Source organism: Paracoccus haeundaensis (assembly GCF_006239215.1).
GTDB classification, from domain to species: domain Bacteria; phylum Pseudomonadota; class Alphaproteobacteria; order Rhodobacterales; family Rhodobacteraceae; genus Paracoccus; species Paracoccus marcusii.
Genome location: NZ_VDDC01000008.1, coordinates 104,066 through 127,709, shown reverse-complemented (window position 1 = coordinate 127,709; position 23,644 = coordinate 104,066). Strand labels below are relative to the sequence as shown.

The window sequence follows — 23,644 nt, the reverse complement described above, 5'->3', positions numbered from 1 at the left end:
TCATTCCCCTTACGCGGCCGTGCCGCGAGAGACGACGCGTCCGATCCAGCCGACCAGACGATCCAGGATGAAGCCCGTGCCGCCGATATAGGCCAGGGCCACGATGATGTCGCTGAGGCGGGACGAATTCCACGCGTCCCAGATGAAGAAGCCGATGCCCACGCCGCCGGTCAGCATCTCGGCCGCGACGATCGCCAGCCAGGACAGGCCCACCCCGATGCGCAGCCCCGAAAAGATGTAGGGGGCGGCGGCGGGGACCATGATCTTCCAGAAGAACTCGATCTGGTTCAGGCGCAGCACGGCGGCGACGTTGCGGTAATCCTGCGGTATGGCGCGCACGCCCGCGGCGGTGTTGATAATCACCGGCCAGATCGCGGTGATGAAGATCACGAAGATCGCCGACGGCCCGCTGTCCATGAAGGCGGCCAGGCTGATGGGCAGCCAGGCCAGCGGCGGCACCGTGCGCAGGATCTGGAAGATCGGATCGAAGCCGCGCATCATCAGCGCCGACTGTCCGATGACCGCGCCGGTCAGCACGCCCACCACCGCGGCCAGGCCAAAGCCATAGGCCACCCGCTCCAGCGAGGTCAGCACGCGCCAGCCCAGTCCGATGTCCTGGGTGCCATAGACGTAGAACGGCTCCATGATCAGAAAGCCGCTGTCGATCCAGACCTGGACCGGCGTGGGCAGGCCGCTGCCCTCGCCCGATGCGCCGACCTGCCAGATCGTCAGCAGGACGACCAGCACGGCCAGGGGGGGCAGGACGCCGGCGGCCAGCGCCTGGCCGCGCTTGCGCCAGGCCGCCCGGCGGGGGGTGCTGCGGGGGGGCAGCGCCACGACGGGGGCTGCGGGTTTCGGGGTCAGGTCCAGCTTGCGCTTGAGGGCTGTGACGTTCATCGGATCACACCATCGCCTTGATGGACTGGGCGTCCAGATAGGCGTCCGGGTCCGCCGGATCGAAGGTCTTGCCGTCGAAGAACGTCTCGACCCCGCGGCTGTCGCCGAAATCGGGCGTCAGGCCCAGACCCGCGGCGGCGGCCAGCCACAGGTCGCTGCGGTTGGTGCCGTTCACCAGGGCGGCCGTGTCCAGATCGCCCGGCAGGTATCCCCACCGCTTGTTTTCGGTGACGAACCACGCATCCAGCGATTTCCAGGGATAGGACGTCTCTCCGTTCCGACCCCAGAACTTCATCGCCAGCTCGGGGCGCAATTCGTCGCGGCCGTTGCCATAGTTGATCTGGCCCTGGATGCGGCCGACGATGTCGGCCACGGGGACGTTGTACCATTGGCGGCGGCCGATGATCTCGGCCATCTCCTGCTTGTTCTCGGGCAGGTCGCACCACATCTGGGCCTCCATCACGGCCATCATCAGCGCGACGGTGGCATTGGGGTTGGCGTCCACCCAATCGGCCCGCATCCCCAGGATCTTCTCGGGATGGCGCGCCCACAGTTCCCCGGTCGTGGCGGCGGTGAAGCCGATGCCCTGGTTCACCAGCTGCTCGTTCCACGGCTCTCCGACGCAGAAGGCCTCCATGTTGCCGACCTTCATGTTGGCGACCATCTGCGGGGGCGGCACCACGATCAGGTCGACGTCCCGGGTCGGGTCGATCCCGCCCGCCGCCAGCCAGTAGCGCATCCACAGATCATGCGTGCCACCGGGGAAGGTCATCGCGACCGGGATGTCCTCGCCCGCGGCGCGGCGGGCGGCAAAGATCTCCTTCAGCGGGCTGCTGTCGATGCCCACGCCGCTGTCGGCATAGTCCTGGCGTACCGACAGGCCCTGCCCGTCCTCGTTCAGGTTCAACAGCGTGTACATCGCCAGGGGCTGGCCGTTCTGCATCACGCTGCCGGTGGAGTACAGGTGGACCTTGGGGCGCAGGATGTGGCCGCCGTCGATGCCGCCCGATGCCGACCCCAACGCCATGTTGTCGCGCGTGGCCCCCCAGCTGGCCTGCTTTTCGACCCGCACGTCGGGCATGCCGTATTTCGCGTAAAGCCCCTTTTCGGACGCGATGATCAGCGGCGCGCTGTCCGTCAGGGCGATGTAACCCAGGGTGCAGCCGGTGACCTCGGGCGTGCCGGGGGTGGCGGCCCATGCCCCGGCGGGCAGGGCCAGGCGGGCGGCGGCCATCGTGGCCATCGCGCCGGTGGCCTGCAGGAAACGGCGGCGCGAAGGGGGCGTGATCAGGGACGTGATCTGGGTCATGGGGGCTGGTCCTTGGACTGGCGCGCAGCAGGGCGCACGAACACGAAAGGCCACCTGCCGCGGCCCTGCGGACAGGGCACGATCAGATGGCGTCATTGCCTAAAGATGGGGAACCGCATCCTTGCGGCCGGGGGTCAAACGCGGTGCGCCGTTGCATCCGCCTTTCCCCGATCATTCGCGGCGCCGGGGCCTCGGTCAAGCCTGCGGGGCGCGTCCGCCCCCCCTGCCCCGCCCATCGCCGCGAATTGCGCCAGCCTGCCCGCGAATTCAGCGCCGCGCGAACGCCGCGTCGAACCGGTGGCCGTCGAAGAACGCATCGGCGCCCAGAATCATCCGGCCCTGTTCGGTTGCCACCGGGGTCGGGGCGGCCATCGCGCCCTCGACCTTGGCGGATGCCGCGGGCAGGTCGGCCCCCGCCTCGCGCAGGTGGCGGCGATAGAGGTCGGTGCGGAAACAGGCGGCCGCCCGCGCCATCGCCCATTCGGGGTCCAGCCCGTGCCGCGCGGCCAGACGCGCGCCCAGCATCGCGGCGATACTGCGCCACGGGAACGTCGCCCCCTGCGCGTGAAAGCGGATGAAGCCCGGACAATCGCGCAGATCGCCCTCGGGCGTGACATGCAGGCGGCCCAGCAACCCGCGTTCGCACAGTTCGGGCGGCAGGTTCAGCCAGTCGGGGCGCGACAGGATCTCGGCCGCGGTGCCGCGGTTGCCGGGCTGGTCCAGCCAGCGGCCCGCCCGCCACAGCGCCCGCATCAGCCGGCCCGTGGGGTCGGGATGGCCTTCGGCAAAGGCGCGGGTCATCACCAGCCCCTTTTCCGGCGGCGCGGCCCAGATGGCGGACCCCGGCAGCAGCAGCGCGCCGACGCCGCGTTCCACCGCGCGCGACGCCCAGGGCTCTCCGACGCAATAGGCATCTACCTCCTCGGCGGCCAGCGCATCGGCCATCAGGGGCGGCGGCACGGTATGGATGGACAGCCGCGCGGCCAGCCCGGTCCCGTCCAGCCAGTGCCGCACCAGTTCGGCCTGGGTCGAGAACGGGAACGGCACCCCCACCCGCAGCGGCCCCGGATGCGCGCGCGCCAAGGCATCGCGCGCCGCGCGCGGATCACGGAAATCGAACCCGTGGCCCTGGCCCTTCAGCCGCGCGGCGATGGCCCGCGACACGGCGATGGCCTGCCCGCCCTGCGACAGGACCATCAGCAGGTCCAGGTCGGGGAACGCCGGGCCCAGCCCCAGCCCCTGCGCGATGGGCAGCGGCACCAGCATATGCGCCGCGACCACCGCCCCGGTGCCCAGCATGTCGCGGCATTGCGCCCAGCTGCCGGCGCGGATCAGGTCCAGGTCCAGCGCCTCCTCGGCGGCGAAACCCAGCTCGCGGGCGATGATCAGCGGCGCGGCATCGGTCAGCGGCACATAGCCAAGGCGCAGGCGGTCGGTCATGTCAGCAGCCCCGCCGCCATCACCAGCTGCTGGGCAATGTCGGCCACGCGGCGCTTCTGGTCCATCGCGGTCTTGCGCAGCAGGGCGTAGGCCGCCTCCTCGTCGATGCCGCGCGCCTTCATCAGGATGGCCTTGGCGCGGTCGATGATCTTGCGCTCCTCCAGCGCAGCCTTGGTGGCGGCCAGTTCGGCGCGCATCTTGTGGAACAGGTGGAACCGCGCGATGGCCGCGTCCAGGATCGGCTTGATCCGGTCGCGCTGCAGCCCGTCCACGACATAGGCGGACACGCCCGCCTCGATCGCGGTGCGGGTCAGCTGCTCGTCCGACCGGTCCACGAACATCGCCACCGGCCGATCCAGCGGCCCCGAGGCCAGGGCCAGCTCCTCCAGCACGTCGCGCGACGGGTCGGCCACGTCGATCAGCACGATGTCGGGCTGCGCCTGCGCGATGCGCCGCGCCAGGCCGGTCTCCTCGGCGATGACGGTGATCTGGTGGTCGCCGGACGCGCGCAGCCCGTCGACGATCCTGATCGCCCGGTCCCGGTCGCGTTCGACCACGATGATTGACAGCCGCTCCATCACGCCACTGACGACCGCGCGCGGGGCGATGGCAAGCCCCGCACGCCCCCGCCGGGTCCTGCTGGCGCGAACTGCCCGATCCGTGGGCAACGGTCGGGGACGCTCAGTGCGGCAGGGTGACGATGATCGCGCCGCGCTCGGTGGCGACGACGGTGTGTTCGTACTGCACGACGGGCGCGCGGGGCTGGCTGAACAGGGTCCATTCGTCGCGCCCCTCGGCGGCGCGCACACCGCCGCGCGACAGGAACGGCTCGACCGTCAGCACCAGGCCGCGGTCGATGCGGCGGCGGTCACCCTTGGTGGGCCAGGTCGCGATGACCTCGGGCGCCTCGTGCAGGGCGCGGCCCACGCCGTGGCTGGCCAGGTTGCGGATCAGCGTATAGCCGCGCGCCGCGGCAAAGCGGCCGATGGCGTTACCGATCCCGTCCAGCGGCCTGTCGGCGCCCACCTGCGCGATGCCGACCTCCATCGCGCGCCGGCCGTCGCGGCACAGCCGCTCGATGGCGGGCGCCACGGCGCCCACGGCAAAGCTGGCCCCGGTATCGGCAAAGAACCCGTCCTTGGAGGCCGACACGTCGATGTTGACCAGATCGCCCGCGGCGATCACCCGGTCGCCGGGGACACCATGCGCGATCTCCTCGTTGACGCTGATGCAGGTCGCACCGGGAAAGCCATAGCTGTCCTCGGGCGCAGGCACGGCGCCCGCGCGTTCCAGCAGGGCGCGGCCGATCCCGTCCAGCTCACGCGTGGTCATGCCCGGCTCCATCGCGCGGGCCATCGCCTGCAGGGTCGTGGCCACGATCCGGCCGATGGCCTGCAACCCCTCCAGCTCCGCCTGATTCGTGACCGTCATCGCGCCCTCCGCCCTTGGTGCCGGTCCAGCATAGCGCCTGCGCCCACACCCAGCATCCCGAAAAGACACTTTACTGGTATGGTAGTATAGTGTAGTGGTCGCCACCGAGGAGACCACCATGGCCACGCCGTTCCGCACCCGCCCCGAGCCGCTGCCCCAGACCCGCGTGAACGCGGCGTCGCAGCTGGCCGACCGGTTGCGCGCGGCGATCATGGACAACAGCCTGCCCCCCGACACCCGCCTGTCCGAGGTCGAGACCGCCCAGCAATACGGCGTCAGCCGCCAGCCGGTGCGCGAGGCGTTCATCGCGCTGGCGGGTCAGGGCCTGCTGGACGTGCGCGCGCAGCGGGGGACCTTCGTAACGCGCATCTCGCTTGCGGCGGTGATGGACGCGCGCTTCGTGCGCGAGGCGATCGAGGCCGACATCGTCAAGCTGCTGGCCGTCGACCCGGACCCCGCGCTGATCGCGGACCTGGACGCCCAGCTGACCCGCCAGATGAACCTGATCGGCGGATCGGCCCGCGATTTCATGGACGCGGACGAGCTGTTCCACCGCACCTTGGCCGAAGGCGCGGGCAAGGCCAGCGCCTGGCGCGTCGTGGTCGAGATGAAGGCTCAGATGGACCGCGTCCGGTTCCTGTCCAGCCGGCATTTTCCCGTCGACCGCCTGATCGACCAGCATCGCGCGCTGGTCGCGGGCATCCGGGCGGGCGATGCGCCGCGCGCCGAAGGGGCGATCCGCACCCATCTGCGCGGCATCCTGGACGACCTGCCCGTCATCCGGGCCGACTGCCCCGACTATTTCACCTGATCCCGGCCCCGCCGGACAATCCTTGGAGGAGGACACCATGACACCGACCCGCATGATCGCCATCACCCTGGCCGCCGCACTGACCACCAGCACCGCGATGGCCGCCGACGTCACGCTGAAGCTGGGCCACCTGGCCAACGAGGAGAACATTTGGCACAAGGCCGCCCTGCATTTTGCCGAGGAGGTCGCCGCCGGGACCGAGGGCCGGGTCGAGGTCCAGATCTTTCCGAACGAATCCCTGGGCAAGGAGATCGACGTCATCAACGGCATGCAGCTGGGCACGGCCGACATGACCATCACCGGCGAAAGCCTGCAGAACTGGGCGCCCAAGGCCGCGCTGCTGGCGCTGCCCTATGCCTACCGCTCGCTGGAGCACATGGACGAGGTCGCCTCGGGCGAGATCGGCGACCAGATCGAGGCCGAGATCATCGCCAATGCCGACATCCGCCCCCTGACCTATTTCGCACGCGGCCCGCGCAACCTGTCGGCCAACCGCCCCATCACCATCCCGGACGAGCTGAACGGCTTCAAGCTGCGGGTGCCCAACGTGCCGCTGTTCGTGACCGCCTGGCAGGCGCTTGGCGCGAACCCGACGCCGATGGCCTTCTCCGAGGTCTTCACCTCGCTGCAGAACGGCACGATCGAGGGGCAGGAGAACCCGCTGGCGCTGTTCCAGTCCGGCGGCTTCTACGAGGTGCAGAAGACCGTGAACCTGACCGAGCATGTCCGGTCCTGGATCTATCTGACCATCTCGGAGAACGCCTGGAACAAGCTGTCCGAGGCCGACCAGGCCGCCGTGCAGGCCGCCGCCGACAGCACCCAGGCCTTTGAGCGCGAGCTGTTCCTGACCGACGAGCAGGAGCTGGTCGCCGAGCTGGAGGCCGCGGGCGTGACCTTCGTCGAGGTCGACCAGCAGGCCTTCGCCGATGCCGCGCGAGACGCGGTGATCGGTGCCGTGGACGCGGACATCCGCCCGCTGGCCGAACAGATCTTCAACAACTGATGGCAGGGCGGCGGGGCGCACCCTGCCCCGCCCGTCCCCCGGAGACATCCCATGACACAGGCATTCAAGGGGTTGGAGGGGCTGTGCCGCCTTCTGATCCTCGTGGCGTTCCTGCTCTTGTCGGCATCGGTCCTGCTGCAGGTCTTTGCGCGCACCTTCCTGTCCACCGCCCCCGTCTGGACCGAGGAGCTGACCCGGTTCTGCCTGATCTACATCGGTGCCCTGGGCGCCGGTCTGGCACTGCGCAGCGGCGACATGGTGAACGTGGACCTTCTGTGCGAAAGCCTGCCGGGCCACTGGCCGTGGCGTCTGCGGCTGGTCAGCGCGGTGCTGACCGCGCTGTTCGCCGGTGGCCTTCTGGCAGCGGCGTGGCAATACACCCGCGTGGGCCTTCGCCAGACCGCACCCTCCCTGGGATGGCGGATGGATTTCCTGCATGTCACCATGCTGATCCTGTTCGTGACCCTGGGCCTGTGGGCGCTGATGCGCATCTTCGAGATGCTGACCGGCCGCCACGACGGACGCGCCATCCCCATATCGGAGGACCTGTGATGGGACTGACCCTGCTTCTGGGCGTGTTCGTGCTGGGGCTGGCCATCGGCCTGCCGGTGGCGGTGACGCTTGGCCTGTCGTCGATGGCCTATCTGCTGTTCGCGGACATCCCCTTGGTGGTGATCCCGCAAAAGATGTATGCGGGCATGGACAGCTTCGTTCTGCTGTGCATCCCCGGCTTCATCCTGGCGGGCAACCTGATGAATTCGGGCGGCATCACCGAACGCATCATCCGCTTTGCCAATGCGCTGGTCGGGTGGATGCGCGGCGGGCTGGCCCAGGCCAACATCGCGGCCTCCATGCTGTTCGGCGGCATCTCGGGCACCGCGGTGGCGGACGTCGCCTCGGTCGGCGGCATGATGATCCCCGGGATGAAGCGCGCGGGCTATCCCGGCGCGTTCTCGGCCGCGGTCACCGCGGCGTCGTCGACGGTGGGCCCGATGATCCCGCCAAGCGTGCCGATGATCATCGTGGGATCGCTGTCGGGCATGTCGGTGGGCAAGCTGTTCCTGGGCGGGGCCATTCCGGGCATCGCCATGGGTGTGGCGATGATGATCACGACCGTCATCCTGGCCCGCAAGCACGGCTTTCCCCGTGAACCCTGGCAGGGGCTGCGCGAACTGTTCACCTCGTTCACCGGGGCGATCTGGGCCATCGCCATGACCGCGCTGATCGTGGGCGGCCTTCTGACGGGCATCACCACGCCCACCGAAACCGCCATCGTGGCCTGTCTCTATGCGATGCTGGTGGGCCTGTTCATCTATCGCGAACTGCCCTGGCGCGCGATCCCGCGCATCATCACCAACAGCGCCATCAGCTCGGCGGGCATCCTGGTGCTGGTGGGCACGGCCAACGTCTTCGGCTGGATCCTGGTGTCGGAACGCATCCCGCAGATGCTGGCCGACGGGGTGCTGTCCATCACCGACAACAAGTTCGTGGTGATCCTGCTGATCAACCTGCTTCTGCTGTTCGTCGGCATGTTCATGGAGACCATCGCGGCGCTGATCATCCTGTTCGTGCCGCTGCAGACGCTGGCCCTGGCCGTGGGCATCGACCCGCTGCACTTTGCGGTCTTCGCGGTGATGAACCTGATGATCGGGCTGACCACGCCGCCGGTGGGGGTGTGCCTGTTCGTGGCCGCCAACATCGCGCGCCTGCCGCTGTCGCCGGTGATCCGGGCGATCACGCCCTATATCGTCACCAACCTGATCATGCTGCTGATGGTCAGCTATTTCCCGCCGCTGTCCACCTGGCTGCCCAACCGCCTGATGCCGTAAGGAGGTCACCATGACCCAGACCCGATGCGTCCGCCTGAACGGCCAGGACGACCTGTCCATCGCCGCCACCGATCTGCCCGCCCCCGACCGGGGGCAGGTCCGCGTCGCCGTCCTGGCGGGCGGCATCTGCGGATCGGACCTGCATTACTGGCAGGAGGGCGGCATCGGCACGATCCGCGTGCGCGAACCGATCATCCTGGGCCACGAGGCCGCCGGCCGGATCAGGGCCGTGGGCTCCGACGTCACCCACCTGCGGGTGGGCCAGCTGGTCGCGATGAACCCCTCGCATCCCTGCGGGACCTGCGATTTCTGCAAGGCCGGGCTGCCGCATCACTGCATGGCGATGCGGTTCAAGGGCTCGGCGATGTATCTGCCCCACGAACAGGGAATGTTCCGCGACGGCATCACCATCGGCGCCGCGCAGTGCCACCCCCTGCCCGACACCGTCACCCCCGGCGCCGCCGCCTGCGCCGAACCGCTGGCCGTGTGCCTGCACGCCGCCAACCGCGCCGAGGCGATCGCCGGCCCCCTGGCGGGCAAGACCGTCCTGGTCACGGGCGCGGGGCCGATCGGCGCGCTCTGCGTGGCGGTGGCCCGCCTGCGCGGGGCCGCGACGATCATCGTGACAGACATCCAGGACGCCACCCTGGCCGTCGCGCGCCGGATGGGCGCCGACCATGCGGTGAACCCCGTGGCCGACCCCGATGGCCTGGCGGAATGGCAACAGGACAAGGGCCGCGTCGATCTGGTCTTCGAATGTTCGGCGGCGGCATCGGCCATCCGCGACGCGGTGGCCTGCCTGCGCCCGCTTGGCGCGCTGGTCCAGGTCGGCGTCGCGGGGCCCACGCCCCTGCCCCTGAACCTGATGGTCGGCAAGGAGATCCTGTTCGCGGGCTCTCATCGGTTCGACACGGAATTCGCCGATGCGGTGGGGCTGATCGGCACCGGCGCCATCGATCCCCGCCCGATCATCACCGCCACCTTTCCGATGAGCGACGCCGAAACGGCGTTCCGGACCGCCGCCGACCGCGCCCGGTCGGTCAAGGTGCAACTTTCCTTTGCTGAAGAAGAGACCAAATCATGAGACAGACCTGGCGCTGGTTCGGACCCAAGGACCTGGTGTCCGTCGACGACATGCTGCAGGCGGGCGTCCAGGGCGTCGTGACCGCCCTGCACCACGTCCCCACCGGACAGGTCTGGCAGCCCGACCAGATCGCGGACCGCCAGGCCCAGCTGGCCGTGATGCGCGACGGCGCGCCCTCGGGCCTGGCATGGGAGGTCGTCGAGAGCCTGCCCGTATCCGAGGACATCAAGCGCCAGACCGGCGACTGGCGGGCCCATGTCGAGGCGTGGAAGACCTCGATGCGCAACCTGCACGCGGCGGGCCTGCGGGTCATCTGCTACAACTTCATGCCGATCCTGGACTGGACGCGGACCGACCTGGTCTATCGGCTGCCCAACGGCGCGACCTGCATGCGCTATGACGCGATCGATTTCGCGGCCTTCGACCTGTTCATCCTGCAGCGCCGCGGCGCGGCCGACGACTATGCCCCGCAGATCGCCGAAACTGCCCGCGCGCGGCTGGCCACCATGTCGGACGACCGGCGCGAACAGCTGACCGGCAACGTGGTCTTCGGCCTGCCGGGCGCCGCCGAACGCATGACCCTGGACGACGTCAAGGACCATCTGGCGCGCTATGACGACATCAGCCCCGACCGCCTGCGCGCCCATCTGGTCGATTTCCTGGCCGAGGTGACGCCCCTGGCGCAGGAGCTGGGCATGCGCCTGTGCTGCCACCCCGACGATCCGCCGTTCCCGCTGCTGGGCCTGCCCCGCATCATGTCGACCGAGGCTGACTATCGCGCCGTCATGGATGCGGTGGACCTGTCTGCCAACGGCATCACGCTGTGCACCGGATCGCTCGGCGCGCGCGCCGACAACGACCTGCCGGGCATGATGGCGCGCTTGGGCGACCGGGTGCATTTCCTGCATCTGCGCAACGTCGCGCTGGAGGAGACCCATCTGGGCGGGTCCTTCCACGAGGCCGCGCATCTGGAGGGCAACACCGACATGGTCGCGATGATCGCCGCCATCCTGGCGGAGGAGAGCCGCCGCCGTGCACAGGGCCGCGACGACTGGCAGATCCCCTTCCGCCCCGATCACGGCCAGGACATCCTGGACGACCAGTCCCGCAAGGCGCAGCCCGGCTATCCCGCCATCGGCCGCCTCAAGGGCCTGGCCGAACTGCGCGGAATCGAGACCGCGCTGTCCCATCCGCTGGTGGCGCAGCGCGGCTGAGGCGATTGGGCGGGTTATTCGCATCATGAAACGCCTTGTCATGATGCGAATAACCACCATAATCCCCTCATGCAGATCTGGGAAAGCCCTGCCTGGCCCAATTTCCGCCACGACCCGTCCCTGACCGAAGGGCGGCTGGCGGCGTTTTCCGCACGCCTCGGCGCCATCACCGGCCTGCACCACGCCCTGACCCCCGACGAACGGCGCGAGGCCTTCCTGCGCGCGGTCACGACCGAGGCCGTGTCCTCCTTCGCGATCGAGGGGGCCAGCCTGCCCGCGGCCCAGGTCCAGGCCTCGGTCGTGGCCTCGATGGCGCATCGGGGCGCCGAACCCGTGCGGCGCAGCGACGCCATCGCCGACCTGATGCTGCAGGCCCGCGCGGGCGGACCGCCCTTGGACACGCCCACCCTGTGGCACTGGCACCGCCTGCTGTTCCACGGGCTAGAGGTTGAGGACAAGGGCCGCTGGCGTCGCTTTGCCATGGTCATCACCCGCAGCGCGACCGCCGGCCGGGACGAGGTCCTCTATGCCGCGCCCCCTGCCGACCGCGTCCCCGCGATGATGGACGATTTTCTGACAGCCCTGCAGACCGACGACCGCCCCGCGCCGATCCGCGCGGCGCTGGCGCATCTGTGGTTCGAATCCATCCACCCCTTCTCGGACGGCAACGGGCGGCTTGGCCGGGCGCTGGTCGAACATGTCTTCGCCCGCGACGGGGCCGCCCTGCCCTTCTCGCTGTCGCGCCAGATCGAGGCCGACAAGCGCGGCTATTACGCGGCGCTGCAGGCCGGGCGGCAGGTGGTGGGCCCGGCGATCGACGCCACGCCCTTCGTGATGTGGTTCCTGGACCGGCTGATCGCGGGGGTCGACGATGCGGTCACGGACGCCCGCTTCCTGGTGGCGCGCAACGCCTTCTTCCTGCGCCACCGCCCCCCGCCGCGCGCCGAACGCGTGCTGCGCCGCCTGTTCGCCGAAGGCCCGGCCCGCGTGGCCCAGGGCATCTCGGCCGCCCCCTACGGGCGCATCGCGGGCGTGTCCGCCGCGACCGCGACGCGCGACCTGACCGACCTGGAGGCTGCCGGAATCCTGCGCCGCGGCCCCGAAGGCGGCCGGTCGACCCGCTATCTTCTGGTGATGGCCTAGCCGAACAGGCCCGGCGACATGTCCTCCCAGAACGCCCCGATCCGGGCCGCGTTCAGGGGCGACATCCAGCCGTGGCGCTCGAAATCGGCGCGCGCGGCGCGGTCGGTCAGCTGGCTTAGGAACAGCCGCCGGTCGGCGTCGCGCTGCGTGGGGGTACGCTGGCGGATCACCTCCAGGATGCGGCGCAGCCGTTCGGCCTGCGGGTTGGGCGGTTCGACCGTCACCGGGTCGGGCGTGCCGAAATCACCGTCCAGCGCGGCGCTGAGATAGCCCACCGTGCTGACCACGTTCCGCCGCGCCTCGACGTAATCCAGCTTGGCCGACACGACCTCCTCGCCATGCGCCGACAGCCATTGCCGCGCCAGCCGGTCGCTGACCCCAAGCGCGCGCAGCCGGCCATAGACGGCGCCATGCCGCGCCCCCTCGCCGTCGTCCATGTCCAGGATCGCCAGCTGCGGGTTCTCGGTGATCAGGAACCGGATATGGGTGACCGCCCTGCCCTGCTTCTTGGTCTCGGGCGTCAGGATGATGTTCGAGGTCTTGTTCACCTCGGTCACGGCGGGCTTGATGATCTTGGCGTTCAGCTGCTTGAACACCTCGTAATAGGCCGACCCCTCGACCCCCATCAGCCGCCGGAACAGATCCAGCGGCCACCACCCCGTCGAGCCGGTCCGCACGAAGCGATAGCAGTTCTCGTACAGCGCCAGCGCATGCCCGGAGGTGAACCGCCGCTGCATGTTCAGGTTGATCAGCGCAAAGACCTTGGGGTCGTGCAGCTTCTCGGCCAGGGCCGGGGAATAGGCGTATTCGCAGATCCCGCCTTTCAGCTTGGCATAGCTCAGCAGGCTGGACACGCCCCATTCCTGACGCCCCTTGTCATCCAGCATGTCCCATTCCGCCACGGTCTCGACCAGCCCGCGCAGCGACTGCTTCAGCGTGTCCATGTCGTTGCTGTTGTACCCGATCATCAGGCACAGGGTCCGCGCGTCGATCTGGTGGCTGGGCCTCGACATCAGCGTGTCATAGGCGTTCAGCAGCAGCACGTTGGACAGCTTGCGCTGCAGCAGCGTCAGCTTGCCCGACACGTGGATCGCCGCCACATGCTTCTTGACCGCACCGCGCCTGAGCGCGCCGGACAGCTGGTCGCGGGGGATGTCGTCCATGAGGTCTGCCATTGTCCTGCCTATCCCCATGCTGCCGCAAAAGGCACCCTGCGGCAACAGCCTTTCAGGCACCCTTGCCGCGACTGTCGCGATCCCGAAGACGGGCACCTTGCATCGCAGGCGTCGCACTAAGGCACCCGTTTCCGGGACGGACACCCCTGGCAAACCGTGCCCCGTGGGCTTTTTCTGCCCCAAACAGGCCCCTCCCGTTCCTCGGCACCCCTCAACCCGAGAATCGGCGCCCCTCCCCCTGTTCCCGGGCACCCGTCATCCCGGATAAGGGTCCCCCTCGTCCCGCATATGGGTCCTGAACTGACTTTAGCTCACTGAAAGTACGATATTTCCTTATCGCAAAGACTCTAAAATCTCTAAACAAGATACAAGCTTTAGAAGGGTGCTTTTTCTGATTTGAGAAGGGTTTCGCGGCGAAACCGGGCAATTTTGTTCCCAACCAACGGATGATGTGCGATAGAAAGTGCAGTACGCCTCGGAACACGATACATCGCAGCAGGAACGAGATGTCAGGCAAAGAGCCGCTTCCCCCTTATTTCAGCATAGACCCCGCCCGTGCCGCCAAGCGCCTGTCAGAGCCGATCGGCACCGCCCGATTCGCCAAGGCCGCGGCCTTCGCCGCCCGTGGACGGCAGGACCTGGCAGAGCGCGGCTATGCCCCCGACGGACGCAAGCGCCTGCGCCGCTTTTCCACTTGGGAGATCTGCCGCTATCTGATCCCGGTCGCGACCGCCCATTTCCGCCGCGTGCTGCGCAAGAACCCCGACCTGCCCCAGGGCGTCGGTGAGGGCAACTCCAAGTGGTTCACCTTGGACGACGTCCTGCGCCTGCGCGACCACTTTGCCCAGGAGGGGGCCGCCGACCGCGAATACCGCCCTTGGCGCCCCGAGGGCCTGCCGGCCAAGGTGCTGGCGGTGGCGAACTTCAAGGGCGGCGTGGGCAAGACCTCGACCGCGGCGCATCTGGCCATGTCGGCGGCGCTGGACGGCTACAAGGTGCTGGTGATCGACCTGGACAGCCAGGGCAGCATGACCTCGATCATGGGTGGGCAGGTGACGGACGAATGGTCCACGGCCTTCCCCCTGCTGGCCAAGGACTATGCCCTTGCCCTGCAGGACGAGAACCGCGTCCGCGAGGCCCGCGGCCAACCCCCCCTGCCCTTCGACGAGACCCTGACCGAGGCGCTGAAGATCGGCGCCCGCGACCTGATCCAGAAGACCCACTGGCCCAATATCGACCTTCTGGGCGCGCAGCTGAACCTGTACTGGGCCGAATTCCAGGTGCCTGTCTGGCGGATGGGTCTGCGCGGCTGGCCGCTGTGGGACGCGCTGTCGAACGGGCTGACCCATGACGGGGTCGTGGACGACTATGACATCATCATCATCGACACGCCCCCTGCCCTTGGCTACCTGACGATCAACGCGCTGGCGGCCGCCGACATCCTGCTGGTGCCCTTGGGCGCGACCTTCCTGGAGTTCGATTCGACGGGCCGGTTCTTCGACATGCTCTATTCGACCTTCGCCAGCGTCGAGGATGGAGAGAATACCGCCCGCCGCCGCGACGGACTGCCCGAGATGCGGTTCGAATGGGACGCGGTCCGCGCCATCATCACCCGTTTCGAGGCCGGTCAGCAGACCGACCTGGCCAACGTGATCCAGGCCTATTTCGGCGACTTCATGACGACCTATCGTCAGGAGCTGACCGCGATGGTGGGCCAGGCCGGGGAACAGGTGAATGGCATCTACGAGGCCGATTACCGAGAGTTCAATCGCGACACCTATGTCCGCGGCCGCGAGACGTTCGACCGCACCTGGGCCGAGGTGAAGGAGCTGATCCTGGGGGCCTGGTGGCGCGATCTTCAGATGGAAAAGCAGGAACAGGAGCAGACCGATGGTCAAGCGCAGACGTCTTGAAGCCCCCAGCACCGATGACCTGACCCGCATCGAGGCGGAGTTTCGCAGCGAAACCTTTGACCGCGCCGCCTCGGTCCGGGGCATCGCGCCGATCGCCCAGGTTGCGGCCGAAAGCGCGTCCCAATTCCAGCCCGACGGGGCGGACAGTCGTGCAGCGCGTGCCCGTGCCGAGGCCGACGCCGCGCGTCTGCATGCGGCGCAGGACAGCGGCCTGCTGATGGTTGACCTGCCGCTGGAGCAGATCGACGAGGACGCGATGATCCGCGACCGCATGACCATGGGCGAGGCCGAGATGCTGGAGCTGCGCCAGTCGATCGCCTCGCACGGGCTGCGGCTGCCGATCGAGGTCTTTGCGCTGGAGCAGGAGGGCAGGGCGGGGCAGCGCTATGGCCTTCTGTCGGGCTATCGCCGGCTGCTGGCCACGCGGGGGCTGCGCGACCTGACGCAGGCGGACAAGTACGCGACCATCCGGGCGATCGTCCGGCCCCGCGCCGATGCGGGCAACGCCTTTGTCCAGATGATCGAGGAGAACGAGGTCCGCGAGAACCTGAGCCATTTCGAGCGGGGGCGTATCGCGGTCATCGCGGCAAACCATGGTGCCTTTGCCAATACCGAAGATGCCGTCGACAAGCTGTTCGGCAGCGGATCGAAGGCAAAACGGTCCAAGATTCGGTCTTTTTCCCTTATATTTGAAGAACTTGGCGACATGTTGCAATTCCCCGAGCAGCTGACCGAGCGTCGCGGGCTGCAGCTGGCGACCGCACTGCGGCAGGGGGCCGAGAGCCAGGTTCGCCAGGCCCTGTCCCATGCGGCCCCCGAGGATGCGGATGCGGAATGGGCGGTGATCGAACCGGTGATCCGGCAGCAGGATCAGGGGGTCCGCGACCCGGGACGGGGAGGGCGCCCCAAGCGCCCTGCGACGGCCCATGGCTGGCTGGACGACAAGACCCTGCGGACATCTAGTGGGGTGACGATACGGCGGTCCAGCGACAGCAGGGGGCACTTGCTGCGCCTGGAGGGGGCTGCCCTGACCACCGAACTGGTGGACAGCCTGATGCTGGAGATACGGGCGCTGCTGGAGCGCTGACGGTTTCGTGGCGAAACCGGCCGGCCGGAAATTCGGGCGATGGCAGTAGGGCAGGGGGGTACGGCAGCGGCGCTGTGGGCACTTACGGGCAAGACTTCAGGTCGCCGCGGGGTTGTGTCCCTAGGGCGTTGTAAACGCGCTGAATTATCGGTGACGGGGCCCATTTCGACGGCACGGTGTCGTGACGCAGAGCGAACAGTGTCATTCGCCGCGTTCACCGGCCACGGTGCTTCAACCCTTACTCACGCGTGCCTTCACCCCGCTGGTCGGGAACCGGCGGGGTAAAGATTATGACGGGTCGCTGCCGCCGCCGGTTCTGAGGCGGCGGTTGGCGTCAGAGGCCCTCGACCGGGGGGCGGGTCTCGGGCGGGATGGGGCAGCGATAGGGGTGCTGGGCCAGGTGGTCGGCATGGGCGGCCTTGGCCGCCTGGATCAGCGCCGGGTCGGTAAGCGCGGCATGGGCGGTCGCGGCCATGACCTTGGCGGCGTGCAGCATGCCCTTGTGCGCGGCGGGGGCCTTGCCTTGGGCGGTCTGCTGCCAGCTGTGGAGCGCGGTGCCCACCGCACAGGTGGCGACGCGGGCCTGGACGGTGGGCACCGCCCAGCTGACATCGCCCACGTCGGTCGAACCCATGCCGCCCATGAAGGGCCGGTCCAGGGGGGCGATGAAATCGCACAGCGGCAGGTCGTAGTCGGGCTTCATTGCCAGCCGCTTGAACGTGTCGGCGATGTCCTCGCGCGACAGGCTTTCGCGGATGGCGGTGGCGAAGGCCGTGTCATCCGCGTCGAAGGGGACGGGGCCCAGGGCCTCGAACTGGGCCTGCATGGCGCGGGACAGGGGCAGGTTCTCGGTCAGGTTGGACACGGCCGAGAACACGCGCGAGGTCACGGTGGTGCCCGACATCAGCGCCGCCCCGTCGGCGATCTTGCGCACGCGGTCGACCAAGGACGACAGGCCTGCAAGGTCCGGGCTGCGGATCAGCTGGCGCACGGTCGCCTTGGCCTGGACGACGTTGGGCGCGATGCCGCCGGCGTCCAGATAGGCGTAATGGACCCGCGCCGCGTCGGGCATGTGTTCGCGCATGTAGTTGATGCCGATGTTCATCAGCTCGACCGCGTCCAAGGCCGACCGGCCCAGCTCCGGCGCGCCCGCCGCGTGGGCGGCCTTGCCGTGGAAGGTGAAATCGATGCGCGTGTTGGCCAGGGACCGCATGTCGTCGACGGCGTTGAAGCTGGCCGGATGCCAGGTGATGGCGATGTCGACGTCGTCGAACAGGCCGTCGCGGACCATGTAGGTCTTGGCGGCGCCGCCTTCCTCGGCCGGGCAGCCGTAGTAGCGGACGCGGCCGGGCACGCCGTTGGCCTCCAGCCAGTCCTTGACGGCGGTGGCCGCCGACAGCGCGGCCGAGCCCAGCAGGTTGTGGCCGCAGCCATGGCCGAAGCCGTGATCGGCGATCTGGCGCGGCTCGGCCAGGCCGGGTTCCTGGGACAGGCCGGGCAGGGCGTCGTATTCGCCCAGGATGGCGATGACCGGGCCGCCCGTGCCCGCCTCTCCCATGACGGCGGTCGGGATGCCGGCCAGGTTTTCGGTCACGCGGAAGCCCTGATCGCGCAGCATCTGGGTGTGGGCGGCGCAGGATTTGACCTCGCCATAGGCCAGTTCGGGCGTGTCGAACACGGCATCGGCCAGGCCGGTGAACTGGGCGGCGCGGGCATCGACCAGCGGCCAGAGGGGGTTGTCGTTTCGCATGGGGTCTTTCCTTTGGTCAGGCTTGGTCGTTCAGGTGGCAGGCCGACAGGCGGCCGGGGGCAACCTCGCGCAGCGCGGGCACCTCAAGGCGGCATCGGTCATGGGCATGGGGGCAGCGGGGGTGGAAATGGCACCCCGGCGGCGGGTTCAGGGGCGAGGGGATCTCTCCCTTGATGGCATGATAGGTCTTCTTGCCGGTCTCGAAGGTCGGGATCTCGCTGACAAGGGCCTGGGTATAGGGGTGGTTCGGGCGCGCGATCAGGTCCTCGGCCTCGCCCAGTTCGACCAGGCGGCCCAGATACATGACGGCGATCCGGTCCGAGATATGTTCGACCACGCCCAGGTCATGGCTGACGAACAGGTAGGTCAGGTCGAAATCCTGCCGAAGCTGAACGAAAAGGTTCAGAACCTGGGCCTGGATCGACACGTCCAGCGCCGCCACGGATTCGTCGCAGACCAGGAAATCGGGGCGCACCGCCAGCGCGCGGGCAATGCCCACCCGCGCCCGCTGTCCACCCGAGAACTGGTGCGGGTAGCGCTTGCCCATGCTGGGGTCCAGGCCCACCTGCTCCAACATCCGCTCGACATAGGCGGGGATGTCGCGGCGGGGCACGATGCCGTGGACGCGTGGCGCCTCTCCGACGATATCGCGGACCTGCAGGCGGGGGTTCAGGGACGACATGGGGTCCTGGAACACCATCTGGATCTTGAGCGCGGCGTCGCGTGCGGCGGCGCCCTTGAGGGTCGCCACGTCCTGGCCGTTATAGAGGATGCGCCCCTGGCTGGGGCGGGCCAGCCCCGCCACCATGCGGCCAAGCGTGGACTTGCCGCAGCCGGATTCGCCGACCAGGCCCAGCACCTCGCCGCGGCGGACTGACAGGTCGATGCCGTCGACGGCGTGGACGGTGACCGGGGCGATGCGGGCGCCCAGGGACCGGGCGGTGCGTTCGGCGATGTCCAGGTCCTTGGTGAACCGCTTGGACACGCCGTCGATCTGCAGGATGGGCTGTGGTGTCACGGGGTGGCCTCTGCGTCGGCATGGGGGTGGTGGCAGCGCACCTGGCGGCCGGGGCCGGCGGGGGTCAGGGTGGGTTCGACCTGGCAGGCGGCATCGGCGCGCGGACAGCGCGGGGCGAACTTGCACCCCGATGGCAGGTTCAGAAGCGACGGCGTCATGCCCTTGATCTGGGTCAGCATCGCGCCGTGGCGCTTGCCGTGTGGGACGCTGTCGATCAGGCCGCGCGTATAGGGGTGACGGGGGTTGGCGATGATCGCGGCGGTGGGCCCTTCCTCGATGATGCGGCCCGCGTACATGACCGCCAGGCGGTCGGCTAGGCCCGACACGACGGCCAGGTCATGGGTGATCCAGATCAAGGCGGTGCCCGATTGGGCGCAGAGCTTTTGCACCTCGGACAGGATCTGGGCCTGGATGGTCACGTCCAGCGCGGTGGTGGGTTCGTCCGCGATGATCAGGTCGGGCTTGTGCAGGAGCGCGATGGCGATCGCCACGCGCTGGCGCATGCCGCCCGAGAACTGGTGCGAATAGCTTTTCAGCCGCTCGTCCGGGGAGGAGATGCCGACCTGGACCAGCGCCTCGCGGCAGCGGCGCAGGGCCTCGGCCCGCGAGACGGTTTCGTGGGCGCGGACGGTCTCGATCATCTGGGTGTCGATGCGCAGGACCGGGTTCAGCGTCATCATCGGGTCCTGGAAGATCATCGCGATGCGCTTGCCGCGCAGGGGGCGCATGGCCTTTTCCCCGCCTGCGATCAGGTCGGTGCCGTCAAAGACGACCTGCCCCCCGGCCACCCGGCCGGGCGGGTCGACCAGCCCCAGGATCGAGAAGCCGGTGACCGACTTGCCGGACCCGGATTCGCCGACCAGGCCCAGGATCTGGCCACGCTCCAGCGTGAAGCTGACCCCGTCCACGGCGCGGGCGGTGCCGTCGCGGGTCATGAAATGCGTCTGCAGTTCGCGAACGTCCAGCAGGGCGGTCATGTCTGCAACCTCGGGTTCAGGACATCGCGCAGGCGGTCGCCCACGACGTTGATGGCGATGATGGTGACGACCAGGGCGATGCCGGGAAAGACGCTGACCCAGTAGCGGCCCGACAGCAGGTAGTCGTAGCCGTTGGCGATCAGCAGCCCCAGGGAGGGTTCGGTGATGGGCACGCCCACGCCCAGGAAGGACAGCGTCGCCTCCAGCGCGATGGCCTGGGCGATCTGCACGGTGGCGACCACGATCAGGGGCGGCACGCAGTTGGGCAGCAGGTGGCGGAACATGATCCGGCGGTCCGACAGGGCCAGGCAGCGGGCGGCGTCGATGTAATCCTTGCGGGTTTCCACCATGGCCGAGCTGCGCACCGTGCGCGCGTAATAGGCCCATTGCACGATGACCAGCGCCAGGATCACCTTGTCCACGCCCCGTCCCAGCAGCGCCAGCAGGATCAGCGCGATCAGGATGGCGGGAAAGGACAGCTGCAGGTCGACGATGCGCATCACCAGGCTGTCGAAGCGCCCGCCGAAATAGGCGGCGGCGACGCCGACGATGGTGCCGATGGTGATGGCCAGGGTCAGCGACACGACCGCGACCATCAAACTGATGCGCAGCCCGTACATGATGCCCGACAGCATGTCGCGGCCCTGCTGGTCGGTGCCCAGCCAGAAGGTCTGGCCGGTGGCCATGCTGACCTCTCCGGGCGGCAGGCCGCCGTCCATGATGCTGAGCTGCATCAGGTCGTAGGGGTTCTGGGGCGCGATCCAGGGGGCCGCGATGGCGATCAGCGCGATCACCACGAACAGGACAAGGCCCAGAACCGCGATGCGGTCCTCGACGAACTGCTTGGCGATGCGCTTGGCGGGGCTGTCGATGCGGACCGGGGCGGGGGAGGGGGGTGCGATGTCGGTCATCCCTTCATCTCCGACAGGCGGATGCGGGGGTCCAGGGCGGAATAGATGACATCGACCAGCAGGTTGATGCCCACGATGATCAGCACCGTCAGCATCAGATAGGCCACGATCACCGGGCGATCCAACAGGTTGATGCTGTCGATCAGCAGCTTGCCCATGCCGGGCCAGGCGAACACGGTTTCGGTCACGATGGCAAAGGCCACCATCGAGCCCAGTTCCAGCCCGATGATGGTCACCACCGGGATCATGATGTTCTTGAGCACATGGACCAGCACCACGCGGCGCGGCGACAGGCCCTTGGCGCGGGCGAACTTGACGTAATCCTGCATGCAGACCTCGCGCGTGTTGGCGCGGGCCAGGCGGATGATCAGCGACATCTTGAACAGCGCCAGGTTGATGGCGGGCAGGATCAGGTGCGACAGCCCGTCCCAGGTCAGGAAGCTGACCTGCATGCCCAGGAATTCGGTGGTCTCGCCGCGCCCGCCCGCGGGCAGCCAGCCCAGCAGCACGGCAAAGACCAGGATCAGCAGCATCCCCTGCCAGAAGTTGGGCAGCGAGAAGCCCAGGATGGACCCGCCCATGATCGTGCGCCCCGCGATGCCGTGGGGCCGCAGCCCGGCCCAGACCCCAAGCGGGATGCCGATGCCCACCGACAGGGCCAGCGCGACCAGCGCCAGTTCCAGCGTGGCGGGCAGGCGGTCCAGGATGATCTCCAGCGCGGGGCGGCCATAGACGAAGGAGGTGCCCAGATCGCCGTGAAGGGCGTTCCAGACGAAGATGCCGAACTGTTCATAGAGCGGCCGGTCCAGGCCCAACCGTTCGACGGTGGCGGCGATCTGGGCCTGGCTCGCCTCGGGGCTGACCAGCACATCGACGGGATTGCCGATGAAGAAGACGCCGAGGAAGACCAGCACGGCCATGGCCATGACGGCCAGCAGGCTTTGGCCCACGCGGCGGACAAGATAGACGATCATGACGGGGTCCCTGTGATGGGGCTGGGGTCCGGCACCCCGCGACGCGAGGTGCCGGAGGGGCGCATCATTCGGCTGCTGGCTTGACCTCGGCGGCCAGGGTGTACTGGTCGACGCGGGGTTCGTAGGTCAGGTCCGGCTTCATCGCCCAGACCGTCTGTTCGTAATGCAGCGGGATGATCCCGGTATCGTCCAGCACCAGGGTCTGGGCGTCCTGCAGCATCTGGTCGCGCGCGGCGTCGTCGATGGTGGCCATCGCGGTCGTCAGCAGCGCGTCCATCTCGGGGTTGGAATAGCGGCCGGCATTGGTCGGCCCCATGCCCGTCGCCTCGTCATAGGTGGCCACCAGCGATTTCAGCGGGGACGACATGTCGCCCGAGGACGCGCCCCAGCCCGCCAGGTAGATCGGGAATTCCAGCGCGTTCCGGCGCGAGAAGAACTGGCTGGCGGTGCTGGCGTCCACGCTGACGCGGATGCCGATCTGGGCCATCATCTGGGCCACGGCCTGCGCCACCTGTTCGTCGTTGATGTAGCGGTCGTTCGGCGTCCCGAGCGTCAGCGAGAACCCGTCGGGATAGCCCGCCTCGGCCAGCAAGGCGCGGGCGGCGTCGGGGTCATAGGCCTCGACCGGGCGGTCCGAGGTGCCGAACATCGGCGGCGGCAGCAATTCGCCCGCGGCCTGGGCATAGCCGCCCATGATCCGTTCGGTGATGGCCTGGCGGTTGATCGACATCGAGATGGCCTTGCGCACCCGTGCGTCCATCAGCGGGTTTTCCCCGTCGGTGCCGCCGATGCCGGGGGCATCCGGTTGCTGCAGCATGTGCAGATAGATCACGCGGTTGGACAGTGCGTCCACGATGGTGAAGCCGCCCTGTTCGATGCGCGGGATGTCCTGAATGGGGGGTGATTCGATCATGTCCACGTCGCCCGCCAGCAGGGCCGCCACGCGGGGGCCGTCGCTGGTGATCGGGCGCATGGTGACGCTTTCCCATTGCGGGGTGCCGCCCCAGTAGTCGTCGAAACGCGTCACCACGACCTCGGACCCACGGGTATAGCGGTCCAGCACATAGGGGCCGGTGCCCACCGCGACCGCGGGGTCGTTGAAGGCCGGGGCCTGGGGCACGTCGCCCATGCCCTCGCAGGTGCCGTCGGGGCCGTAGGTCACCTGGTCGTCGGCGCCAAGCGCATCGGCGGACAGGATCGCAAGGCTCCACAGGTCGACCGGCAGCAAGGGATTGGTGGCCTTGGTGGTGATGGTCAGCGTGTGGTCGTCCTCGGCCGCCATGTCGGCGATGCCGCCCGTGAAGATGGTGTAGGCCGAGGGCGAGTTCTGCACCAGCGGCACCCGGCAGAAGGAATAGATCACGTCGCGCGCGGTGAAGTCGCCGCCGTCGTGGAATTTCACGCCCTGGCGAAGCTTGAACCGCCAGGTGGTGTCGTCCACCGCCTCCCAGCTTTCGGCAAGGCCGGGGGTGACCATCTGCAGCGCGTCCTGGGTGGTCAGCGCCTCGAAGATGTTCTTGGAGACCTGGATGTTGGTGGACAGCTGGTGGAACAGCGGGTCCATCGACGTGGCCTCGGACTTGAGGCCGATTGTGAGGGTCTGGGCGGCGGCGGGGGTCAGGCCCGCCAGAACGATGCCCGCGGCCAGGGGCAAGCCGAATGCTTTCATCGCGATATC

The 23,644-nt window shown here is 68.5% G+C and carries 21 protein-coding genes; 9 read left to right on the top strand and 12 right to left on the bottom strand.

Going from position 1 to position 23,644, the window contains the following annotated elements; genetic code table 11:
* Positions 1 to 9 precede the first annotated feature (9 nt).
* From ntrB to map, 5 genes are all read right to left on the bottom strand, one after another.
* Entirely contained in the window at positions 10 to 897 is an 888-nt protein-coding gene (ntrB, locus tag FHD67_RS04615; RefSeq protein WP_139597980.1) for a nitrate ABC transporter permease, read from the bottom strand.
* A gap of 4 nt (positions 898 to 901) precedes the next feature.
* Positions 902 to 2,206 (bottom strand): CmpA/NrtA family ABC transporter substrate-binding protein, encoded by a 1,305-nt coding sequence (locus tag FHD67_RS04610; RefSeq protein WP_139597979.1) that lies wholly within the window; start codon positions 2,204 to 2,206, stop codon positions 902 to 904.
* A gap of 267 nt (positions 2,207 to 2,473) precedes the next feature.
* Positions 2,474 to 3,646: an ABC transporter substrate-binding protein gene (locus FHD67_RS04605; protein ID WP_139597978.1), complete on the bottom strand. Its 1,173-nt coding sequence runs from the start codon at positions 3,644 to 3,646 to the stop codon at positions 2,474 to 2,476.
* Positions 3,643 to 4,227, bottom strand: coding sequence for an ANTAR domain-containing response regulator (locus FHD67_RS04600; protein WP_139597977.1), 585 nt, complete (start codon positions 4,225 to 4,227; stop codon positions 3,643 to 3,645). Before FHD67_RS04600 ends, FHD67_RS04605 begins: the two co-directional genes overlap by 4 nt.
* Before the next feature lie 100 nt (positions 4,228 to 4,327).
* The gene (gene map, locus FHD67_RS04595; RefSeq protein ID WP_139597976.1) at positions 4,328 to 5,077 is read right to left on the bottom strand and encodes a type I methionyl aminopeptidase; all 750 of its coding nucleotides are present in this window, start codon (positions 5,075 to 5,077) and stop codon (positions 4,328 to 4,330) included.
* A 118-nt stretch (positions 5,078 to 5,195) separates the two neighbouring features.
* Between map and FHD67_RS04590 the strand changes: the two genes are divergently transcribed.
* The 7 genes from FHD67_RS04590 (at position 5,196) to FHD67_RS04560 (ending at position 12,161) form a co-directional block, all read left to right on the top strand.
* The gene (locus tag FHD67_RS04590; RefSeq protein WP_139597975.1) at positions 5,196 to 5,888 is read left to right on the top strand and encodes a GntR family transcriptional regulator; all 693 of its coding nucleotides are present in this window, start codon (positions 5,196 to 5,198) and stop codon (positions 5,886 to 5,888) included.
* Positions 5,889 to 5,925: 37 nt separating this feature from the next.
* Positions 5,926 to 6,891, top strand: a complete 966-nt coding sequence (locus FHD67_RS04585) for a TRAP transporter substrate-binding protein (RefSeq protein ID WP_139597974.1) — start codon at positions 5,926 to 5,928, stop codon at positions 6,889 to 6,891.
* A 51-nt stretch (positions 6,892 to 6,942) separates the two neighbouring features.
* Positions 6,943 to 7,443: a TRAP transporter small permease gene (locus FHD67_RS04580; protein WP_139597973.1), complete on the top strand. Its 501-nt coding sequence runs from the start codon at positions 6,943 to 6,945 to the stop codon at positions 7,441 to 7,443.
* Positions 7,443 to 8,720 (top strand): TRAP transporter large permease, encoded by a 1,278-nt coding sequence (locus tag FHD67_RS04575; protein WP_045981853.1) that lies wholly within the window; start codon positions 7,443 to 7,445, stop codon positions 8,718 to 8,720. The genes FHD67_RS04580 and FHD67_RS04575 overlap by 1 nt, the downstream gene beginning before the upstream one ends.
* 10 nt (positions 8,721 to 8,730) lie before the next feature.
* The gene (locus FHD67_RS04570; RefSeq protein ID WP_139597972.1) at positions 8,731 to 9,804 is read left to right on the top strand and encodes an L-idonate 5-dehydrogenase; all 1,074 of its coding nucleotides are present in this window, start codon (positions 8,731 to 8,733) and stop codon (positions 9,802 to 9,804) included.
* On the top strand, positions 9,801 to 11,018 hold the full coding sequence (gene uxuA, locus FHD67_RS04565; protein ID WP_139597971.1) for a mannonate dehydratase: 1,218 nt from the start codon (positions 9,801 to 9,803) through the stop codon (positions 11,016 to 11,018). The genes FHD67_RS04570 and uxuA overlap by 4 nt, the downstream gene beginning before the upstream one ends.
* 69 nt (positions 11,019 to 11,087) lie before the next feature.
* Positions 11,088 to 12,161 (top strand): Fic family protein, encoded by a 1,074-nt coding sequence (locus FHD67_RS04560; protein WP_139597970.1) that lies wholly within the window; start codon positions 11,088 to 11,090, stop codon positions 12,159 to 12,161.
* Here FHD67_RS04560 and FHD67_RS04555 read toward each other — a convergent pair.
* Positions 12,158 to 13,324 (bottom strand): replication initiation protein, encoded by a 1,167-nt coding sequence (locus tag FHD67_RS04555; protein WP_139597969.1) that lies wholly within the window; start codon positions 13,322 to 13,324, stop codon positions 12,158 to 12,160. The genes FHD67_RS04560 and FHD67_RS04555 overlap by 4 nt on opposite strands.
* Before the next feature lie 518 nt (positions 13,325 to 13,842).
* On the opposite strand from FHD67_RS04555, the gene FHD67_RS04550 reads away from it, so the two are divergent.
* Both FHD67_RS04550 and FHD67_RS04545 read left to right on the top strand, forming a co-directional pair.
* Positions 13,843 to 15,249, top strand: a complete 1,407-nt coding sequence (locus FHD67_RS04550) for an AAA family ATPase (protein WP_045981848.1) — start codon at positions 13,843 to 13,845, stop codon at positions 15,247 to 15,249.
* The gene (locus FHD67_RS04545) at positions 15,227 to 16,336 is read left to right on the top strand and encodes a ParB/RepB/Spo0J family partition protein (protein ID WP_139597968.1); all 1,110 of its coding nucleotides are present in this window, start codon (positions 15,227 to 15,229) and stop codon (positions 16,334 to 16,336) included. The genes FHD67_RS04550 and FHD67_RS04545 overlap by 23 nt, the downstream gene beginning before the upstream one ends.
* A 334-nt stretch (positions 16,337 to 16,670) precedes the next feature.
* On the opposite strand, the gene FHD67_RS04540 is transcribed toward FHD67_RS04545, so the two are convergent.
* From FHD67_RS04540 to FHD67_RS04515, 6 genes are all read right to left on the bottom strand, one after another.
* Positions 16,671 to 18,086 (bottom strand): M20 family metallopeptidase, encoded by a 1,416-nt coding sequence (locus FHD67_RS04540; RefSeq protein ID WP_139597967.1) that lies wholly within the window; start codon positions 18,084 to 18,086, stop codon positions 16,671 to 16,673.
* Between the two features lie 16 nt (positions 18,087 to 18,102).
* Positions 18,103 to 19,104, bottom strand: coding sequence for an ABC transporter ATP-binding protein (locus FHD67_RS04535; RefSeq protein ID WP_139597966.1), 1,002 nt, complete (start codon positions 19,102 to 19,104; stop codon positions 18,103 to 18,105).
* Complete coding sequence (locus FHD67_RS04530) at positions 19,101 to 20,081, bottom strand: ABC transporter ATP-binding protein (protein ID WP_139597965.1); 981 nt, start codon at positions 20,079 to 20,081, stop codon at positions 19,101 to 19,103. The genes FHD67_RS04535 and FHD67_RS04530 overlap by 4 nt, the downstream gene beginning before the upstream one ends.
* The gene (locus tag FHD67_RS04525) at positions 20,078 to 20,992 is read right to left on the bottom strand and encodes an ABC transporter permease (RefSeq protein ID WP_084697290.1); all 915 of its coding nucleotides are present in this window, start codon (positions 20,990 to 20,992) and stop codon (positions 20,078 to 20,080) included. Before FHD67_RS04525 ends, FHD67_RS04530 begins: the two co-directional genes overlap by 4 nt.
* Entirely contained in the window at positions 20,989 to 21,966 is a 978-nt protein-coding gene (locus FHD67_RS04520) for an ABC transporter permease (RefSeq protein WP_045981844.1), read from the bottom strand. Before FHD67_RS04520 ends, FHD67_RS04525 begins: the two co-directional genes overlap by 4 nt.
* A gap of 64 nt (positions 21,967 to 22,030) precedes the next feature.
* Complete coding sequence (locus FHD67_RS04515; RefSeq protein ID WP_139597964.1) at positions 22,031 to 23,635, bottom strand: ABC transporter substrate-binding protein; 1,605 nt, start codon at positions 23,633 to 23,635, stop codon at positions 22,031 to 22,033.
* Between the last annotated feature and the right edge of the window lie 9 nt (positions 23,636 to 23,644).

What these genes read in the sequence shown, in the direction of transcription:
- uxuA (WP_139597971.1), top strand. Translation starts at nt 9,801, where the DNA reads ATGAGACAGACCTGGCGCTGGTTCGGACCCAAGGACCTGGTGTCCGTC.
- FHD67_RS04605 (WP_139597978.1), bottom strand. Translation starts at nt 3,646, where the DNA reads ATGACCGACCGCCTGCGCCTTGGCTATGTGCCGCTGACCGATGCCGCG.
- FHD67_RS04555 (WP_139597969.1), bottom strand. Translation starts at nt 13,324, where the DNA reads ATGGACGACATCCCCCGCGACCAGCTGTCCGGCGCGCTCAGGCGCGGT.
- FHD67_RS04580 (WP_139597973.1), top strand. Translation starts at nt 6,943, where the DNA reads ATGACACAGGCATTCAAGGGGTTGGAGGGGCTGTGCCGCCTTCTGATC.
- FHD67_RS04560 (WP_139597970.1), top strand. Translation starts at nt 11,088, where the DNA reads ATGCAGATCTGGGAAAGCCCTGCCTGGCCCAATTTCCGCCACGACCCG.
- FHD67_RS04540 (WP_139597967.1), bottom strand. Translation starts at nt 18,086, where the DNA reads ATGCGAAACGACAACCCCCTCTGGCCGCTGGTCGATGCCCGCGCCGCC.
- FHD67_RS04575 (WP_045981853.1), top strand. Translation starts at nt 7,443, where the DNA reads ATGGGACTGACCCTGCTTCTGGGCGTGTTCGTGCTGGGGCTGGCCATC.
- FHD67_RS04590 (WP_139597975.1), top strand. Translation starts at nt 5,196, where the DNA reads ATGGCCACGCCGTTCCGCACCCGCCCCGAGCCGCTGCCCCAGACCCGC.
- FHD67_RS04545 (WP_139597968.1), top strand. Translation starts at nt 15,227, where the DNA reads ATGGTCAAGCGCAGACGTCTTGAAGCCCCCAGCACCGATGACCTGACC.
- FHD67_RS04570 (WP_139597972.1), top strand. Translation starts at nt 8,731, where the DNA reads ATGACCCAGACCCGATGCGTCCGCCTGAACGGCCAGGACGACCTGTCC.
- FHD67_RS04530 (WP_139597965.1), bottom strand. Translation starts at nt 20,081, where the DNA reads ATGACCGCCCTGCTGGACGTTCGCGAACTGCAGACGCATTTCATGACC.
- FHD67_RS04525 (WP_084697290.1), bottom strand. Translation starts at nt 20,992, where the DNA reads ATGACCGACATCGCACCCCCCTCCCCCGCCCCGGTCCGCATCGACAGC.
- FHD67_RS04550 (WP_045981848.1), top strand. Translation starts at nt 13,843, where the DNA reads ATGTCAGGCAAAGAGCCGCTTCCCCCTTATTTCAGCATAGACCCCGCC.
- FHD67_RS04515 (WP_139597964.1), bottom strand. Translation starts at nt 23,635, where the DNA reads ATGAAAGCATTCGGCTTGCCCCTGGCCGCGGGCATCGTTCTGGCGGGC.
- FHD67_RS04585 (WP_139597974.1), top strand. Translation starts at nt 5,926, where the DNA reads ATGACACCGACCCGCATGATCGCCATCACCCTGGCCGCCGCACTGACC.
- map (WP_139597976.1), bottom strand. Translation starts at nt 5,077, where the DNA reads ATGACGGTCACGAATCAGGCGGAGCTGGAGGGGTTGCAGGCCATCGGC.
- FHD67_RS04610 (WP_139597979.1), bottom strand. Translation starts at nt 2,206, where the DNA reads ATGACCCAGATCACGTCCCTGATCACGCCCCCTTCGCGCCGCCGTTTC.
- ntrB (WP_139597980.1), bottom strand. Translation starts at nt 897, where the DNA reads ATGAACGTCACAGCCCTCAAGCGCAAGCTGGACCTGACCCCGAAACCC.
- FHD67_RS04520 (WP_045981844.1), bottom strand. Translation starts at nt 21,966, where the DNA reads ATGATCGTCTATCTTGTCCGCCGCGTGGGCCAAAGCCTGCTGGCCGTC.